The organism is Mesorhizobium sp. B2-4-2 (assembly GCF_006442845.1).
Taxonomy (GTDB): Bacteria; Pseudomonadota; Alphaproteobacteria; order Rhizobiales; family Rhizobiaceae; genus Mesorhizobium.
The window spans coordinates 246,940-264,681 of the sequence record NZ_VFVM01000001.1; the positions used below are offsets into that span (position 1 = coordinate 246,940).

The following is a 17,742-nucleotide window of genomic DNA, read 5'->3' on the forward strand; positions in this document are numbered from 1 at the left end:
CATGGCCAGCCTCGAACTCAGAAACCTCGTCAAGCGCTACAAGAGCCAGACCGTGCTCGACAATCTTTCGCTGACCGTCGCCGACGGTGAGATGCTGGTCCTGTTCGGACCCTCCGGCGCCGGCAAGACGGTGCTGCTGCGCCTCGTCGCCGGCGTCATCGACCCCGACGAAGGCAAGATCCTCATCGGCGGCGAGGACATGACCGACGTCGACGCCGAATTTCGTGGCGTCGGCATGGCGTTCCAGAATTTCGCACTGTTTCCGCATATGAGCGCGTTCGACAACATCGCGACGCCGCTGGAGGCCAAGCGCTCGTCGCAAGGCGCGATCAAGGCCGGCGTCGAGAGTGTCGCCAAGCTGTTGAAGATCGCCCATGTGCTCTCCCACAAGCCGCGTGCGCTCTCCAATGGCCAGAAGCAGCGCACCGCGCTTGCCCGTGCGCTGGTCGGCTCGCCACCGCTGCTGCTGCTCGACGATCCCTTGCGCAATGTCGATGCCAAGCTGCGTTTCGAGATGCGTCTCGAACTGCCGCGCCTGCTAGCCGACCGCGGCGCCACCGTCGTCTACGTCACCCAGGATTATAAGGAAGCCATGGCGCTCGGCGACCGCATCGCGGTGATGTCGCAAGGCGTCATCAGCCAGCTCGGCACGCCCGAACAAATCTATCGCGAGCCGGCCAACATCGAGATCGCGCGGCTGTTCGGCGACCCGACCATCAACCTGCTCGACGTCAAGCCGGCGCTTGGCGCCAAGGGAATCCATGTCGCCCTGTCGAATGTGCAGGTCCATCTCGGCGGGGCTCCCGAGACCGCGGTCGGCCGCGACTGCATCATCGGGCTCAGGCCGGAAGCACTGCATTTCGTCGGAGAAAATGAACCCGGCGCCATTCCGGTGACGGTCGAGGCCGAAACCCCGCTCAACGAAAAGATCGTCACGCTGGTGCGCACATTGCGCGGCCGCGAGATCCTGGTTTCGCGGCCGGCCGGAACACCGGGCCGCAGCGAAGGCAAGGCCCACATTGCCGTCGACGGCAAGAGCGCCCTGTTGTTCGATCGCGCCGGCGGCGAGCGCATCGGCTCGAAGAATGTCGTCAGTTTGCGCAACGGAGAAGCCGCATGAGCGCGAGCGCACTCACCATTTCCGGCGTCGACAAATTCTATGGCCCGATCGACCGGGGCGTCCACGCCGTCAAGAAGCTGACGATGGAGATCGGCAAGGGCGAGATCGTGGCGCTGCTCGGTTCGTCCGGCTGCGGCAAGACCTCGACCTTGCGCATGATCGCCGGCTTCGAGGAGGTGTCGCGCGGCGCGATCTCGGTCGCCGGCCGCCAGGTGCACACGCTGCCGCCGGTCAGGCGCAACGTGGCGATGGCCTTCGAGGGCTATTCGCTCTACCCGCCGCTGACGGTGCGCGAGAACATGGCCTTCGCGCTCAAGGCGGCCCGGCTGCCCAGAAGCGAGGTCGAGGCCAGGGTCGCCAGCATCGCCAAGCTGCTCGAGATCGAGGATATATTGGAGCGTTACCCAAGCTCTATCTCCGGCGGCCAGCAGCAGCGCGCCAGCCTCGGCCGGGCGCTGATCCGCGACGCCGATTTGCATCTGCTGGACGAGCCGATGGGGCAGCTCGAGCCGCAGCTTCGCGCCGTGCTGCGCGGCCGCATCAAGCATTTCATCAAGGAGCGCGGCTTGACAGCGATCCTGGTCACGCACGACCAGACCGAGGCCAATGCGCTTGCCGACCGCATCGCGGTGATGGAAGGCGGCGTGCTGCAGCAGTTCGATACGCCGGACAGGATCAAGGAGCGTCCGGCGAACCTGTTCACCGGCACCTTCGTCGGCGAGCCGCCGATGAATGTCTTCGAGGCCTATGTCGGCGCCACCGCCGGGCGCATCAATCTCAGGCTTCCCGACGGGCTGTCGCTGGACTACGACAAGGACGCCTTCAGCGCTCCCGTCCGCGACCAGTTGCTCAGCCGCGAGCGCGTCGTCATCGGCATCAGGCCTTACGCGGTGCGGCGCTCGAAGGAGGGTGTTCCCGCCAGGGTCTCGGCCAACCAGTGGCTTGGCGACCAGACCCATATCGCGGCCGATTTCGCCGGCGGCTCGCTGGTCCTGGTCGAGCACGACCGCACCCGGCTGGACCTTGGCGCGCCGATCAATGTCAGCATCGACCCGAAGAACCTGCATGTCTTCGACCAGGCGAGCGGCGAGGCCATTTCGCACGGCATGGAGCTCGCCTGATGCGTGATCTCTTGATCGGTATCGACGCCGGTACTTCCGTCATCAAGTCCATCGCCTTCGACACGAAAGGCCGGCAGATCGCCGCCGCGGCAACGCCGAACCATTACGAGACGCTGCCGGGCGGCGGCGCCGAACAGGATCTGGCTTGCACATGGGCGGATGCGGCGGCGACCTTGCGCCAGCTTGCCGACAAGGTGCCCGATCTCGCCAGCCGGACGATCGCCATCGCGGTGACCGGGCAGGGCGACGGCACCTGGTTGATCGACGGCAAGGGCGAGCCGGTGGCAAAGGGCTGGCTCTGGCTCGACGCGCGCGCCGCCGGCGTCGTCGAGGAGATCCGCGCGCGGCCCGAGGACCGGCTGCGTTTCGAAAAGACCGGCAGCGGGCTCGCCGCCTGCCAGCAGGGCTCGCAGTTCGTGTTCATGAAGCGCAACATGCCTGAAATGCTCGACAAGGCGGCGACGGCGTTTCATTGCAAGGATTGGCTCTATTTCAAGCTGACCGGCGAACGCGCCACCGATCCTTCCGAGGGAACCTTCACCTTCGGTGATTTCCGCACCCGCGACTATAGCGACGATGTGCTCGACGTGCTCGGCGTCGCGGACCTCCGGCATCTCCTGCCGCCGGTCACAGACGGCACCAGGCACAGCGCCGGTCTGTCGCAGGCGGCGGCCGCCGCCACCGGCATGCTTGCCGGCACGCCGATCGTGCTCGGCTATGTCGACGTCGTCTGCACCGCGCTTGGCGCCGGCCTGCTCGACCGCGAGCGCAAGCCCGGCTGCACCATCATCGGTTCCACTGGCATGCATATGCGGCTGGCCGAGACGCCGGACGACGTGCAACTGAACGAGGCGGCAACCGGCTACACCATGGCCATGCCGGCGCCCGGCGTGTTCGCGCAGATGCAGTCCAACATGGCGGCGACGCTAAACATCGACTGGGTGCTTGGGCTTGCCTCCGGCATCCTCGCCTCGCAAGGCATCACCCGCAGCAATGGCGAAATGATTGCGCTCGTCGATGCCTGGATCGCGGCCTCGCAGCCCGCCTCACTGCTCTACCAGCCCTATGTGTCGGAGGCCGGCGAGAGGGGGCCGTTCGTCGATGCCAATGCGAGAGCCGGCTTCGTCGGCATTTCCTCGCGCCACGGCTATGCCGACCTGGTGCGCGCTGTCTTCGAGGGATTGGCCTTCGCCGCGCGTGACTGCTACGCCGCCATGGGGCCATTGCCGCGCGAGATCCGGCTGACCGGCGGCGCCGCCCGAAGCCCGGCGCTGCGCAAGATCCTCGGAGCCGCCGTCGGCGCAGACATCCGCACCAGCCAGCGCGAGGAGGCCGGGGCGGCCGGCGCGGCGATGATAGCCGCGGTCTGCGTCGGCCTGTACAAGTCGATGGACGAATGCGTCGCGGAATGGGTGACGCCGCTGCTTGGCGAGGCGGAGCCGAGCGACCGGAACCTCGCCGCGATCTACGACAGGATGACCCCGTCCTACATGTTGGCGCACAAGGCGCTGCGGCCGGTCTGGCGCGCGATGGCTTCAGTGCAGGCAAATTGAGAAGTCGAGTATGCCCAGGAAAATAGCGATCATTGGCGACAACTTCATGCTTCCGGAGGTGTTTCGCGCCAAAATCGAGAAGGTCGCGAGCGGTGACCTCGATGTCAGGACATTGCAGACGGCCTGGCCCGACGAGCCGATGGAATTCGGCGATCCGGCGCTCGGCCTCGACAAGGTCAAGGAGTATTTCGGCCGTCCCGACGAGGTCGTCGAGTTCATCGGCGACGCCGAGATCCTCGTCACCCAGCTCGCGCCGCTGTCGGAAGGCATGATGCGGCGCCTGCCGGCGCTGAAGCTCGTCGCGGTTTCGCGCGGCGGCCCGATCAACATCGACATGGAAGCGGCCCGCACACATGGCATCACTGTCGTCAATGTGCCCGGCCGCAACGCGACCGCCGTGGCCGAATTCACCATCGGCGCGATATTGGCCGAAACACGGCTGATCCGGGTCGGCCACGAAGCGCTGCGCAGGGGCGAATGGCGCGGCGATCTCTACCGCGCCGACCGCACCGGCCGCGAGCTTAGCGAGATGACGGTCGGCGTCGTCGGTTACGGCAATATCGGAACAAAGGTAGTCAGGCTGCTGCGCGCTTTCGGCTGCCACGTTCTGGTCAGCGACCCCTATGTGCAGTTAAGCGCCGAGGACCGTAACGCCGGCGTCGAACTGGTCGCGCTTGACGATCTCCTATCCCGCTCCGACGTGGTCACGCTGCATTCGCGGGTGACGCCGGAGACGCGCGGCCTGATCGGCAAGGACACCATCGCGCGGATGAAACCCGGCGTGATCTTCGTCAACACGGCGCGCGGGCCGCTGGTCGACTATGACGCACTCTATGAGGCGCTTGTTTCAAGCCAGATCGCCAGCGCCATGCTGGAGACGTTCGCGGTCGAGCCTGTGCCGTCGGACTGGCCCTTGCTGCAGCTTCCCAACGTGACGCTGACGCCGCATATCGCCGGCGCCTCGGTGCGCACCGTGACCTATGCGGCCGAGCAGGCCGCCGAGGAAGTGCGCCGCTATATCGCCGGGCTGCCTCCGGTCAATCCGTGCTGAGGCGGCAGCCATGGTGTGTAAATCCGGCAGCGAGATCGTGACGAGATGAGCGGCGGACCCGAAATCGTCGACCTTTTCGTCATCGGCGGCGGCGTCAACGGCGCCGGCATAGCCCGCGATGCAGCAGGCCGCGGCCTCTCCGTCATCCTGTGCGAAAAGGACGATCTGGCGGAAGGCACCAGTTCGCGATCGGGCAAGCTCGTCCATGGCGGCCTGCGCTACCTCGAATATTACGAGTTCCGCCTGGTGCGCGAGGCGCTGATCGAGCGCGAGGTACTCCTGGAATCGGCACCGCACATCATCTGGCCGATGCGCTTCGTGCTGCCGCACAGTCCTGACGACCGGCCGGCCTGGCTGGTGCGGCTCGGCCTGTTCCTCTACGACCATCTCGGCGGCCGCAAGCGGCTGCCGGCCACCCGCACGCTCGACCTGCGCACCGCGCCCGAGGGCGCGCCGATCAAGGACGAGTTCAAGCGCGGTTTCGAATATTCCGATTGCTGGGTCGACGACGCCCGTCTCGTGCTGATCAATGCGCTGGATGCGCGCGAGCGCGGAGCGAAGATCTTCACCCGAACCGCCTGCACCGCCGCCCGCCGGGAAGGCGGCCTCTGGTCGGTGGAGATGCGCGACGGCAAGACCGGCGTGAAAACCACCGTGCGAGCGCGGGCGCTGGTCAATGCCGCTGGCCCTTGGGTCAACGACATCATCAACCGCGTTGCTGGCCAGAACTCGACGCGCAATGTCCGGCTGGTCAAGGGCAGCCATATCGTCGTGCCCAAATTCTGGGAGGGCCGCCAAGCTTACCTCATCCAGAACAGCGACAAGCGGGTGATCTTCATCAATCCTTATCAGGGCGATCTCGCCTTGATCGGCACCACCGACATTCCCTATGACGGCCGACCCGAGGACGTGGCGGCGGATGAGAGCGAGATCGAATACCTGATCAGGGTGGTCAACCGTTATTTCAAGCGTGGCCTCGCGCGCGGCGATGTCGTCTATTCGTTCTCCGGCGTCAGGCCGCTCTATGACGACAATGCCGACAACCCGAGTGCCGTGACCCGCGACTATATTTTCGAACTCGACGCGCCGGATGCTGAGGCGCCGCTGCTGTCCGTCTTCGGCGGCAAGATCACCACCTTCCGCAAGCTCGCCGAGCATGCGCTGGACAGGATCGCTCCGTTCTTCCCCCGGATGGGCAAGCCTTGGACGGCGAAGGCGCATCTGCCTGGCGGCGACATCGCCAATGCCGATTTCGAACAGTTTCTAGGAGATCTCGGGCGGGAGTATCCATGGATGCCTGCATCGCTGCTCAAGCATTACGGTCGGCTCTACGGCACCAGGACACGTCTTCTGGTCGGCGCGGCCCGTTCGCTCGCGGAACTCGGGCGATGTTTCGGCAAGGATTTCTTCGAGCGCGAGGCCAGTTACCTGTTCGAGCAGGAATGGGCTGAGACACCGGCCGACATTCTCGAACGGCGCACCAAGCACGGCCTGCATCTTTCCGCCGAGGAGAGATCGGCTTTCGAACACTGGTGCGCGAGCCGGCTGGCGAGGGCAGGGTGATGGCAATCATTGCCAATGTAGCGCGACAGGGCTGAGAGGATCGCGATCTTGGCATTCACGCTCTCCCTCAACACCAATCCGCTGGTCAATCGCTTTGCCGAGCCTGACGACCTGGTTGATACCATTGCCTACGACATCGGCATCAGGGACATTCAGCTCACGCATGAATTCGTCAATCCGGGCTGGCCGGCGGCGACGATCGTGAAATTCGTCCGCCTGTTTCGTGGCGCACTCTCCCGCACGGGCGTGCGCGTGACCTCGGGCATGACCGGTCCTTACGGCCGGCTCAACCATTTCGGCCATCCAGACGCGGACGTGCGCCGCTACTATGTCTGCTGGTTCAAGACCTTTGCCGACATCTCGGCCGAGCTTGGCGCCGGCGGCATGGGTACCCAATTCGCGATCTTCACCCATCGCGATTATGATGATCCCGCGCGCCGCGCGCGCCTGTTCGACATTGCACTGGAATGCTGGCGCGAGGTCGCCGAACACGCCCGCGCGGCCGGGCTTAACTACCTGTTCTGGGAGCCGATGTCGGTCGGCCGCGAGTTCGGCCACACGATCGAGAATTGCAGGCTGCTGCAGAATGCGATCGACGCGGCCGGCATGGCCATTCCGCTGGAGATGATGGTCGACATCGACCATGGCGACGTCACCTCCAGCAACCCGGCCGATATCGATCCCTATGCCTGGGCCGAGGCTTTCCCCAGGAAGTCGCCGATCATCCACATCAAGCAATCGTCGATGAACAAGGGTGGTCATTGGCCGTTCACAGCGGCTCACAACAGGGACGGCCGCATCACGCCTGAAAAGCTGCTGGAGACGGTGCGGCGCGGCGGCGGCACCGACAACGAGATCTGCCTCGAACTGTCGTTCCGCGAGCGCGAACCGGTCGACCACCAGGTGGTCGCCATGATCCGCGAATCGGTCGACTACTGGGCGCCCTTTATCGACACGGGCAGGCCTGATCTGCTGCCGAAAACCGGGTAGAGGTCGGGGCGGCAGCCGATGCCACTCGCGCCTGTTGGCGGTCCAACCGGTTGGCCCGCCAGCGAAGCAATCAGATATCCCAGATACATTACATAATGCGAGTATTGCGGCAGCCTGCGTCGCTGATTGCTATAAAAGTACAATGCGAAAGATACTTTTGTTTAACTTCGCCATGCATACTGCGAATTGGTCCGATTTGTTTGTCCGGCTTCCCTCGCGAACTAGAGAATCCGCATGTCGGTTACACGTCGTACGCTGCTCACGGCCGGAAGCGTCGGCTTGCTGGTCGCGCAAGCTCGGGCGGCCAATACTCCAGGACAGCAGGCGGAGATCGCTCCCGTCGTCGGCGACAATGCGCTGCGCATTGCAATGCCGGCCTTTGCCTCCGATCCATTCTTCCCGGCCGATGGATCGGGGAACAGCGGCATAGACATGGAACTGGCCCGCGGCATAGCAGCGGAGCTCGGCGTCGAGCCGGTGTTCGACCGATCCGCCGCAACGTTCGACGGCATGGTGAAACAGCTGACTTCCGGCCAGACGGACATAGCCATCGGCAAGCTCAGCCGAACCCTTCGCCGTGGCCGCTCAATCCTCTATTCCCGGCCCTATGCCCTGCTGCACCAAGGCCTCATCGCCAATCGCCTCAACCTGGCGCGCATCGCGCAAGGCAAACCACCCGAGCAGATCATCCGCGATTTCTCGGGCGATCTCGGCGTGATCGAGGGCTCTTCATTCGCAACCTATGCGGCGACGACCTTCCCCCATGCACAAGTTCATCGTTTTACAGGCTGGGACATGGTTGTCGATGCGATCCGCGATGGGACGATAGACATGGCGTATCGCGACGATTTCGAGATCAAGAAGCTGATGGTCGACGATCCGTCGATGACGGTCGCCGCGCGCTCGATCACGCTGACCGACAAGGTAGACACGATCGCAATCGGCGTGCGACCGGACAATCCGCATCTCGCGGCGTTTATCGACCTTTATCTCGATCTCGCGCGCGGTCAGCAGGTTCTCAACACTGACGAGATCATCGCGCGCTACCGGTTGGGGAGCAAAGCCTGACGATGGCCGTCACGGAAGCAGGCGGACCCTTGGCTTTCGATTGGCGCCTGGCGGCGAGGCGCATATTGCGCTCGCCCGCGACGACGATTGCGATGATCGGGGCGGGAATCCTTTGCGGCCTCTATTATCCAGCATTTGCCCATGCGATCAGCCCTGTGGCGCAGCTCTACCTGAATTTCCTCAAGATGGTCGTCCTGCCCTACCTGGTCTCGTCGGTCATCTTCTCGATCATGTCGATGGTTCAGGATCCGAACTCGGTCCGTTACCTTGGCCGGGTGGGTATGGCGGTGCTGGTCGTGTCGTTCCTGAGCGTATTGGTGAGTGGCACCTACTCGCTTGTCCTTCAGCCGGGCCAGATCGAGAATCCTCAATCGCGCATCGAGCTTGGCGAGTTCATCAATTCGCAGGGTAGCGTATCCACCGATCTCGCATTCCCCTATCAACCGCCACCCAATGAGGGCTCCGACAACGGGCATTCGATACTGCTCGATCTTGTGCCGAACAACGTCTTCAGCGCGCTGGCCTCCGGTCAAACCATCCAGGTCCTGCTGTTCTGCCTGCTTTTCGGGCTCGCGATGGGCAAGATTCCCCAGCCTTCGTCCATGAGCCTGTCTCAGGCGCTGAACGCGGTTTACCGGGCCTGCACGGTCCTTACCAACTGGTTCATCTGGGGATTGCCGTTTGCAACCTTCATCCTGATCGCGGATCAGACCGCGTCGACCGGAACCAAGCCGCTCACGCTGATGGGCGGTTATCTGCTGGTGATGGGTCTTTCCTGCCTCACATTCATCGCCGGCGCATTTGGCGTTATCGCCATCCGCTCTCGGCGAAGCTACTGGGCCACGATCAAGACCTGTCAGCCCCTTCTCATGGTAGCCATCACCACGCGCTCTACCGTCGCCTCGCTTCCGTGGGTCATAAACCTGCTGAGCGAGCGTCTGCGGTTCAGCCTCGTGGTCGTCGAACTGCTCGTGCCGCTGCAGGCGGCACTGCTGCGGACAGGCCCGGCGCTGCTTTACACGTCTGGTGTTCTTTTCATCGCTCAGCTCTACGGCCGTCCGCTGGCAATCCCCGACCTCCTGCTCGTCGGCATCACCTCGGCGCTTCTCGCGCTCACGACCGGCGGCATGGGCAGCCTGCTCATCCTGTCCCAGATGTCGATCGTCTGTGGCTACCTGAAGATTCCCTTCGAGGCGGCGTTCGCCTTGTTCGTCGCGGTCGACGCGGCCGTCGACACGTTCATGACGCTGTCCAGCGTCTGCACCGTTGCAGCGAGCACCGCAATGATCGCGCCCAGCCACAGGGAGACAACGCAGTCTGTCGAAGCGGCGTCGGAACAGCTCGAAGCCGAGCCCGCTCGATGATCGACCATGGCATCAGCCTCCAGCTCGGCGTCATTGGCGGCCTCGGGCCGTTGGCATCGGCTGACTTCTACTTCAAGCTGACCCGAATGACCCAGGCGTTCCGGGACAATGAGCATGTGCCCGCCGTCATCCTCAGCGTGCCACAGCTGCCTGACAGGACCGAGGCGATCCTTGCCGGCCATGACGGTCCGTTGGCGTCTTTGAAAGCCGCGGTCTCGACGCTCAATGCGCTCGGCGTTGCCTGTATCGCGATGCCGTGCAACACCGCCCATCATTGGTATGAGCAGTTGGCGGCGAGCTCGCAGGCGCGGATCATCCATATCGCCGACGCGGTCGTAGCTGAAACCCATCGTAGCCTGGGCCGAGGCAAGGTTACGATCCTCGCCACGCAGGGCACGCTGGTCTCCGGCTTCTATCGGGACAGGATGTCGGCGGCGGGATTTGAGCTCTGCTTTCCCGCCGTCACGGAATTCCAGGGTCGCGTCGATAGAGCGATCGGCCTGGTCAAGGGTGGTTCGATCGCGGAGGCGGCGAGCGAAACTGAGCGCGCGCTTGAAATCGCGCGATCGGCCGGCGCCGATACGGCCGTTCTCGGCTGCACCGAACTGTCGGTGGTGGCCGCCAGCCTCAACCCTACGAACGGATTGGTCGTCATCGACAGCAATGCAGCCTTGGCGCGAGCCTGTTTGACACGGTTGGGCTTCGCCGCGCAGGACGTTCCGCGACCTCGGCCGGTGTTCTCATCCCGCAAAGAGCTGGAGCGGTTCGGCGGTTCTATCCAACACTGAACCGCTCCGGGAATTGGTCGTTTAGCCGAATTTCGGATCGAGGCTGCCCGCTTTGTAACGCTTGGCCATTTCCGAGACCGGCAGCGGCTTGATCTTCGGCGCGTTGCCGGCGGTGCCGAACTGCTCGAAACGCTCCTTGCACAGCTTCCTCATCGCCGCCATCGCCGGCGTCAGATATTTGCGCGGGTCGAATTCCGAGGGATTTTCCGTCAGCACCTTGCGGATCGCGCCGGTCAGCGCCATGCGGTTGTCGGTGTCGATGTTGATCTTGCGCACGCCATGCTTGATGCCGCGCTGGATCTCTTCCACCGGCACGCCCCAGGTCGGCTTCATCTGCCCGCCATATTTGTTGATGATCTCCTGCAGATCCTCCGGCACCGAGGACGAACCATGCATGACCAAGTGCATGTTCGGCAGGCGGCGGTGGATTTCCTCGATGACGTTCATCGCCAGCACCGCGCCATCCGGCTTGCGCGAGAATTTATAGGCGCCGTGGCTGGTGCCCATGGCAACCGCCAGCGCGTCGACATGGGTGTCGCGCACGAACTGCTCGGCCTGCACCGGATCGGTGAGCAATTGGTCGTGGCTGATCGCGCCTTCGATGCCGTGGCCGTCCTCCTGTTCGCCGCCGCCGCTCTCCAGCGAGCCCAGCACGCCGATCTCGCCCTCGACCGAAACGCCGCCCCAATGCGCCATGTCGACGACGCGCTTGGTGATGCCCGAATTATAGGCGTAGTCGGCCGGCGACTTGCCGTCCTCCTTGAGTGATCCATCCATCATTACCGAGGTGAAACCATGCTGGATCGCGGTGACGCAGGTAGCCTCGTTGTTGCCGTGGTCGAGGTGCATGCAGACCGGGATGTCGGGATGGATCTCGACCAGCGCATCGATCAGCTTGGCCAGCACCACGTCATTGGCATAGGCACGCGCACCGCGGCTTGCCTGCAGGATGACCGGCGACTTGGTCTCCTCCGCAGCCTCCATGATGGCGAGGCCCTGTTCCATGTTGTTCATGTTGAAGGCCGGCACGCCATAGCCGTATTCGGCGGCGTGATCGAGCAATTGTCTCAGTGTGATGCGAGCCAACGAATAGTCTCCCGTATCTGGTTTCTAACCTTTGCTTGCTGGCTGTCCGCGCATCGTCCAGCCCACCGATGCTTCTGGCCGGATTTCCGCGCAACCGCAACCGTCAGACACCGTCCCGGCAGCAATTCTTGTTACAGGGCCGTGATGAAAGCCACGGGAATATCCCAGGAAAATATCTCATTATAACAAAAATCATGATAGTTTCAGGAAGAAATATGTTATCTTGTCGAGGAGCCAGCGCCGGTTGGCGGATAACGGCAGCAATGAAGAGCGATAGCAGACGTCAAGGCATCATGGACTTTCTGATGGACGTCGGCGCGGCGAGCGTCGACGATCTTGCCTCACGCTTTGGCGTCTCCAGGATGACGGTGCATCGTGATCTCGACGACCTTGAGGAGAGCGGTTTCCTGCGCAAGGTGCGTGGCGGCGCTTCGATCCAGCCGAGCGGTCTCTTCGAAAGCGATTTTCGCTACCGGCAAAAGCAGGCGACGGGGGAAAAGCAGCGCCTTGCGGCGGCCGCCGTGGCGATGATCGAACCCGGCCAGACTGTCATCATCGACGACGGCTCGACGGCTGGCGGCATCGCACGGCATCTCGCCGATTTCAGGCCGCTGACGGTGATCTCCAACAATCTGGCCGTCATCCAGGACCTGGCCGGCGCCGGGGGCATCGACCTGATTGCGCTCGGCGGCCAGTATAGCAAGAAGTTCCACGGCTTCTTCGGACTGCTTGCCGAGGCTTCGCTGAGATCGCTGCGCGCGGACGTCGCCTTCCTGTCGTCATCGGCTATCCACGGCGCCTCCGCTTTCCACCAGGACCAGGAGGTGGTGCAGATCAAGCGGCTGATGATGGAAGCAGCGACCCGCAAATACCTTCTGGTCGATCACGGCAAGTTCGGCCGCACGGCGCTGCATTTCCTGACCGAACTCGAGGCGTTCGATGCCGTCTTCACCGGTCGCGCGCCTGAGCCCGGAATGCGCGCCGCACTGGATGCCGCCGGCGTTTCGCTGACGGTGGTCGCCAACAAGGATTGAGGATCAAGGAGCGCAGGCGTGGTTTATTGGGTCGGTACAAGCTGGAAGATGAACAAGACGCTCGCCGAGGCGCTGGATTTCGCCGGGGCATTGGCCGGCTTCGTGCCAGGCTTCGACGAGCGCATCCAGCCTTTCGTCATCCCGCCGTTCACGGCGGTGCGCGAGGTCAAGCAGGCGCTGTCGTCGACGCGGGTCAAGGTCGGTGCCCAGAACATGCACTGGGCCGATGCCGGGGCCTGGACCGGCGAGATCTCGCCGCTGATGCTGAGCGACTGCGGTCTCGACATGGTCGAACTCGGCCACAGCGAACGGCGCGAGCATTTCGGCGAGACCGATCGCACCGTCGGCCTGAAGACGGCGGCCGCCGTCAAGCACGGACTGATACCGCTGATCTGCGTCGGCGAGACGCTGGCGGAGCGCGAAAACGGCAAGGCGGATGCGGTGTTGACCGGCCAGGTCGAGGGTGCGCTGCTGTTCCTCGAAGGCGAGGCGAAGGCGGCAAAAATCCTGTTTGCCTATGAGCCGGTCTGGGCGATCGGCGACAAGGGTATTCCGGCCAGCTCCGCCTATGCCGAAAAACAGCAGGCGCTGATCAAGAAAGTGGCCGGCGGCCTGCTGCCGTCCATCCCGCCGGTGCTCTATGGCGGCAGCGTCAATCCCGGCAACGCGGCCGAGCTGATCGGCCAGCCCAGCATCGATGGCCTCTTTATCGGCCGCTCGGCCTGGCAGGCGGAGGGCTACATCGACATCCTCAGGCGCGCCTCGGCGGCGATCTGAACGAACGAAATCTCATTCAAGAAAGGACACGACCATGAAAATAGCCATTGGAGCCGACAGCGCCGGCAAGCCGTTGCTTGATGTCATCGCCGCGCATCTCGCGACAAAATCCGGCCTCACCGTCAGCGACCTCAGCCAGGCCGGCTTTTATGCCGACCTGTCACAAAAGCTCGCCCAGACGATCATCGACGGCGAGAACGACCGCGGCATCCTGTTCTGCGGCACCGGCATCGGCGTCTCGATCTCGGCCAACAAGGTGCCTGGCATCCGGGCGGCACTCACCCACGACACCTATTCCGCGGAGCGCGCCGCCAAATCCAACAACGCGCAGATCATCACCATGGGCGCCCGCGTCATCGGCCCGGAACTCGCCAAGGCGATCGTCGATACCTGGTTGGCCTCGGAGTTCGACGAGAAGGGACCGTCGGCCGGCAATGTCCAGGCGATCAACAAGCTCGATGAAGCGAAGCAGGCCTAAGCCAGGTTGTCGCGCAAAGCCTCGATGACGGTCACGGCCGAGGCGGCGCCGGGGTCGATATGGCCGAGCGAGCGTTCGCCGAGCCGCGAGGAGCGGCCCTTGACGGCGATCATGTCCTTGGTCGCCTCGGCCCCCCGGCGCGCCGCGTCCACTGCCGCGTCGAGGCTTTCGGCAAGACCTTTTCCCGCCGCATTGCTGGCGCCGGCCGCTTCCGCCGCCGGCAACCAGGCGTCGATCATCGTCTTCTCGCCGATCTCGGCCTTGCCGCGATCGCGGATGCCTTGCGCCATCGCCTGGAACAGCGCGACGACATCCGCATCAGCTAGCGTGGTCTTGCCCTTGACGGCAGCGGCGGCGCGCATGAAGGCGGTGGCATAGAGCGGGCCAGACGACGCACCGACCGCGTTGAGGAACGATTTAGCCGCCATGTTGAGAAGCGCGGTCGGCTCGGTCGCCGCCAGGTCGAGTGGCGCCAGCGCGTCGCGCACTGCGTTGAAGCCGAGCGCCATGGCGATGCCGTGATCGGCGTCGCCGATGACGCCGTCGAGCTGGCAGAGCCGGTCCTTGTCGGCTTCGATCGCCACCGCGATCGCATCGAACATTCTCTTCAGGTCAGCGCTATCGATGCTCACGGGTCACTCCTCAGCCGGCGCGGAACATGGCGCAGTCGCACGGATGGTCGAGCATGGTCTGCAACTCGCCATCGAGATGGAACAGCGTCACCGAGGCGCCGGCCATTTCGAGCGACGTGCAGTAATTGCCGACCCAGGTCGCATGGATGGAAACGCCGATGTCGTCGAGACGCTGCTTGACGCGACGGTTCATGATGTAGAGCTCCATCAACGGTGTCGAGCCCAGCGAATTGACCAGCACCGCGACCTTGTCGCCACGCGAAGGCGCCATCTCGGCGAGGATCTTGTCCAGCATCTCGTCGGTGATCTCGTTGGCGGTCCCGAGCTTGCCGCGCGCGATGCCCGGCTCGCCATGGATGCCCATGCCGATCTCCATCTCGTCGGCGCCGATCTCGAAATTCGGCCGCCGGGTCTGCGGCAGCGAGCAGGGCGACAGCGCCACGCCCATGGTGAAGGTGTGATCGTTGGCCTTGCGCGCGATGCGCTCGCATTCGTCGAAGGAGAGCATGCGGTCACAGGCCGCGCCGGCCGCCTTGAAGACGAAGAAATTGCCGGCGACGCCGCGACGCTTCTGCCGCTGGTCGCGCGGTGCCGAGGCGACATCGTCGGTGGTCAGCACCGTGCGCACCTCGATATCGTCCATGGCGGCCATTTCGGCCGCCATGTCGAAATTCATCACGTCCCCGGCATAGTTGCCGTACGTGAACAGGACGCCGGCGCCGCCGTTCGCCGCCTTGGCGCATTCAAGGATGGGATCGGGTGGCGGCGAGGCAAAGACATTGCCGATCGCCGCCGCGTCCGCCAGGCCCTTGCCGACAAAACCGAGAAAGGTCGGCTCATGGCCCGAGCCGCCGCCGACGACGAGCCCGACCTTGCCGGGACGCGGTCCGTTGCGGGCGATGATCGAGCGCGGGTTGCCGTCCACGCTCCTGAGATGGCTGGGATGCGCGGCCAGAATCCCCTCTAGCATCTCGTCGACGGCACGGTTGCCGTCATTGATGATCTTCTTGGTCTGCACCGGCATCCTCCCGAACTCGGCATTTTCCCGAGATACTACAGGCTGTTACCGGGATTTCTACCCCGCTCTCGGCTGTTTCAGGCGGCGATGTGCCTTCGCGCCGCCAGAATCTGGAGGCATGCGCCGGCCGCTTCCTTGCCCTTTACCTGGAAGTGCTCGAGGAAGAAGCGGTGGTGCTCGGAGCTGTCGTGGTAATTGTGCGGCGTCAGTACCGCCGAAAGCACCGGCACGCCGGTCGTCAACTGCACATTCATCATGCCGTCGATGACCGCGCCGGCGACGAATTCGTGCCGGTAGATGCCGCCATTGACGACGAAGGCAGCGCCGAGGATCGCGGCGTAGCGACCCGTCTCGGCCAATGTCTTGGCGTGCAGCGGGATCTCGTAGGCGCCGGGCACGTCGAAGATTTCGACGGCAAAGCGGCCGTCGCCCAGTGCAGCAAGCTCCGCCTCGAAGGCAGCGACACACTGGTCGACGATATCCGCGTGCCAGCGCGCCCTGACAACGGCAACGCGGGTCGTTTCATAGTCTTTGTGGGAATGCTGATTCATGGGTCCATCCTTCCGTTTCGAACCAGAATCAGGACGCACGATACGAAAACCGGCCGCCGGGGCGGTCCGTCTTCCGTTTCGTTCTCTTCCATCCGGACTGTAACCGTCGGCTCCGGAATCACACCGGATCTGCTGACCCTTCCGGTTTTGCCGGAAAGCGCTCGCGGGCTTGGGTCCCGCGCATGACCCCGAAAACCGGACCGGTTTTCGGAAAGAAATCATGCGCAATCAGGAGTCCTTACCGCCGGTGGGGACTTTCACCCCGCCCTGAGAACATTAACGGCTTTGTATGGAAGGGCAGGGGCGCCGCTGTCAACCGCGCGCGGGCTGGTGGCCCATCACGTCCTGTGTGGCTGGCGCGTGCGCCAAGCGGCGGCCGAAGCCGCGACCAGCATCAGCAACGCCGCCACCATTGCCGATGCGGCAAAGCCGAAATCCGAATATAGCGGCCCGAAGCCGGTGGTGCCGACAAAGACCGCCAGATATGTCACCGCGCTGTTCAGGCCCATGATCGTGCCGCGCCGTGACGGATCGAGCGCCGACAGACGCATCACCAGTACGTTCAGACCGAAGTGATTGGCGAGACCCCAAGCCGCCACCATGGCGAGCATCATGCCATAGCTGTTGCTTGTCGCGGCGATCGCGACATAGACGATGGCGACGAGCAGGTAAGCGAAGGGCATGACGCGGCGAGCCCCCAGACGATCGATGATGCCGTCGAAGAGCGCCGCCGTGCCGAACCCGGCGCCATAGGCGAGTGCGGCCAGGCCGTTGGCGCTGACCGGCTGACCCAGCCCGCTGTGCAGATGGTCGCCAAGATAGCCATAGACACCATAGAAGGCGGTCATGAAGGCGCCGCAGGCGATCAGAAGCGGCACGATGCCGGGAATGCCGAGCGCCTCGAGCGGCGCCGGCGCCGGGCCGGCCTTTCTGACATCCGGGAGTGACGACGCGGTAAGGCTGCCAAGCGCCAGCGCCGCCAGCAGCGCCACGGCGGCGAAGACGGCCCGCCAGTGCACGAGATCGGCAAGCACCGCCGACAGCGAAACGCCGGCCACCATGCTGAGCGTCCATCCGGTCAGCACAACGCCGATCGTTCCGCTTTCCCGTCCAGGTGGGGCAATCGCCGCGGAACTGGCATAGATTGCCGGCATGGCGACGCCGGCGGCGATGCCGGTGAGAAGCTGCGCAGCGACCAGCGCCGTCACCGTCGGCGCCACCGCGCTTGCGACAAGCGCCAACGTCAGCAGCAGCAAGGCCGCCTGAAGCATCCGGCGCGCGCCGACCCGGTCGATGTAGCGTGCCAGGAACAGGGCGCTCGCCGAGGTGCCGAGGCCGAACGCGGCGGCCGCCATCATGACGACAGGCACGCTGGTCGCGAACGACACGGCCACGGCGGGAGCAATCGGACCCAGCACCAGGGAGTTCGAGCCGATGACGGCGATGCATCCGGTCAAGAGATAGGCCAGCGCCGGAATGGGCGGCCGGGCATTCGCACCCAGGGTTGCTGCTTGATCGCTGTTCGACATATATTCATAATGGCCGTAT

General features: G+C 64.1%; 17 protein-coding genes and 1 riboswitch. Of the genes, 12 read left to right on the forward strand and 5 right to left on the reverse strand.

What is annotated here, in order from left to right:
- The first annotated feature begins 1 nt into the window (after position 1).
- The 9 genes from FJ942_RS01210 (at position 2) to FJ942_RS01250 (ending at position 10,618) form a co-directional block, all read left to right on the forward strand.
- Positions 2-1,120, forward strand: coding sequence for an ABC transporter ATP-binding protein (locus FJ942_RS01210; RefSeq protein ID WP_140897105.1), 1,119 nt, complete (start codon positions 2-4; stop codon positions 1,118-1,120).
- On the forward strand, positions 1,117-2,241 hold the full coding sequence (locus tag FJ942_RS01215) for an ABC transporter ATP-binding protein (RefSeq protein ID WP_140497763.1): 1,125 nt from the start codon (positions 1,117-1,119) through the stop codon (positions 2,239-2,241). Before FJ942_RS01210 ends, FJ942_RS01215 begins: the two co-directional genes overlap by 4 nt.
- A complete protein-coding gene (locus tag FJ942_RS01220; RefSeq protein ID WP_140897106.1) occupies positions 2,241-3,794 on the forward strand; it encodes an FGGY-family carbohydrate kinase in 1,554 nt (517 codons plus the stop codon). Before FJ942_RS01215 ends, FJ942_RS01220 begins: the two co-directional genes overlap by 1 nt.
- 10 nt (positions 3,795-3,804) lie before the next feature.
- Positions 3,805-4,845 carry a 2-hydroxyacid dehydrogenase gene (locus tag FJ942_RS01225; protein WP_140897107.1) on the forward strand — a complete coding sequence of 347 codons (1,041 nt, stop codon included), beginning with the start codon at positions 3,805-3,807 and terminating at the stop codon, positions 4,843-4,845.
- A 45-nt stretch (positions 4,846-4,890) separates the two neighbouring features.
- Positions 4,891-6,408 carry a glycerol-3-phosphate dehydrogenase gene (locus FJ942_RS01230; protein WP_140497769.1) on the forward strand — a complete coding sequence of 506 codons (1,518 nt, stop codon included), beginning with the start codon at positions 4,891-4,893 and terminating at the stop codon, positions 6,406-6,408.
- A 48-nt stretch (positions 6,409-6,456) separates the two neighbouring features.
- On the forward strand, positions 6,457-7,398 hold the full coding sequence (locus tag FJ942_RS01235; protein ID WP_140497771.1) for a TIM barrel protein: 942 nt from the start codon (positions 6,457-6,459) through the stop codon (positions 7,396-7,398).
- 234 nt (positions 7,399-7,632) lie between these two features.
- Complete coding sequence (locus FJ942_RS01240; protein WP_181169767.1) at positions 7,633-8,466, forward strand: transporter substrate-binding domain-containing protein; 834 nt, start codon at positions 7,633-7,635, stop codon at positions 8,464-8,466.
- 2 nt (positions 8,467-8,468) lie between these two features.
- On the forward strand, positions 8,469-9,830 hold the full coding sequence (locus FJ942_RS01245) for a cation:dicarboxylase symporter family transporter (RefSeq protein WP_140897108.1): 1,362 nt from the start codon (positions 8,469-8,471) through the stop codon (positions 9,828-9,830).
- The gene (locus tag FJ942_RS01250; RefSeq protein ID WP_140629103.1) at positions 9,827-10,618 is read left to right on the forward strand and encodes an amino acid racemase; all 792 of its coding nucleotides are present in this window, start codon (positions 9,827-9,829) and stop codon (positions 10,616-10,618) included. The genes FJ942_RS01245 and FJ942_RS01250 overlap by 4 nt, the downstream gene beginning before the upstream one ends.
- A 21-nt stretch (positions 10,619-10,639) precedes the next feature.
- Here FJ942_RS01250 and fba read toward each other — a convergent pair whose 3' ends face one another.
- Positions 10,640-11,704 (reverse strand): class II fructose-bisphosphate aldolase, encoded by a 1,065-nt coding sequence (gene fba / locus FJ942_RS01255; RefSeq protein ID WP_140559305.1) that lies wholly within the window; start codon positions 11,702-11,704, stop codon positions 10,640-10,642.
- A 263-nt stretch (positions 11,705-11,967) separates the two neighbouring features.
- Between fba and FJ942_RS01265 the strand changes: the two genes are divergently transcribed.
- From FJ942_RS01265 to FJ942_RS01275, 3 genes are read left to right on the forward strand one after another with little or no spacing between them, the layout of a single operon-like run.
- Complete coding sequence (locus FJ942_RS01265) at positions 11,968-12,738, forward strand: DeoR/GlpR family DNA-binding transcription regulator (protein ID WP_140580661.1); 771 nt, start codon at positions 11,968-11,970, stop codon at positions 12,736-12,738.
- 18 nt (positions 12,739-12,756) lie between these two features.
- A complete protein-coding gene (locus FJ942_RS01270) occupies positions 12,757-13,515 on the forward strand; it encodes a triose-phosphate isomerase (protein WP_140514632.1) in 759 nt (252 codons plus the stop codon).
- 34 nt (positions 13,516-13,549) lie between these two features.
- The gene (locus FJ942_RS01275; RefSeq protein ID WP_140497783.1) at positions 13,550-13,993 is read left to right on the forward strand and encodes an RpiB/LacA/LacB family sugar-phosphate isomerase; all 444 of its coding nucleotides are present in this window, start codon (positions 13,550-13,552) and stop codon (positions 13,991-13,993) included.
- On the opposite strand, the gene dhaL is transcribed toward FJ942_RS01275, so the two are convergent.
- The 4 genes from dhaL to FJ942_RS01295 form a co-directional block, all read right to left on the reverse strand.
- Entirely contained in the window at positions 13,990-14,625 is a 636-nt protein-coding gene (gene dhaL / locus FJ942_RS01280) for a dihydroxyacetone kinase subunit DhaL (protein ID WP_181169769.1), read from the reverse strand. The genes FJ942_RS01275 and dhaL overlap by 4 nt on opposite strands.
- A 10-nt stretch (positions 14,626-14,635) precedes the next feature.
- Positions 14,636-15,643, reverse strand: coding sequence for a dihydroxyacetone kinase subunit DhaK (locus FJ942_RS01285; protein WP_140655634.1), 1,008 nt, complete (start codon positions 15,641-15,643; stop codon positions 14,636-14,638).
- A gap of 77 nt (positions 15,644-15,720) precedes the next feature.
- Positions 15,721-16,194, reverse strand: a complete 474-nt coding sequence (locus tag FJ942_RS01290; protein WP_140497787.1) for a 6,7-dimethyl-8-ribityllumazine synthase — start codon at positions 16,192-16,194, stop codon at positions 15,721-15,723.
- A gap of 76 nt (positions 16,195-16,270) precedes the next feature.
- Positions 16,271-16,473, reverse strand: a riboswitch (FMN riboswitch).
- A gap of 59 nt (positions 16,474-16,532) precedes the next feature.
- Positions 16,533-17,723, reverse strand: coding sequence for an MFS transporter (locus FJ942_RS01295; protein ID WP_140878821.1), 1,191 nt, complete (start codon positions 17,721-17,723; stop codon positions 16,533-16,535).
- Positions 17,724-17,742: the final 19 nt, after the last annotated feature.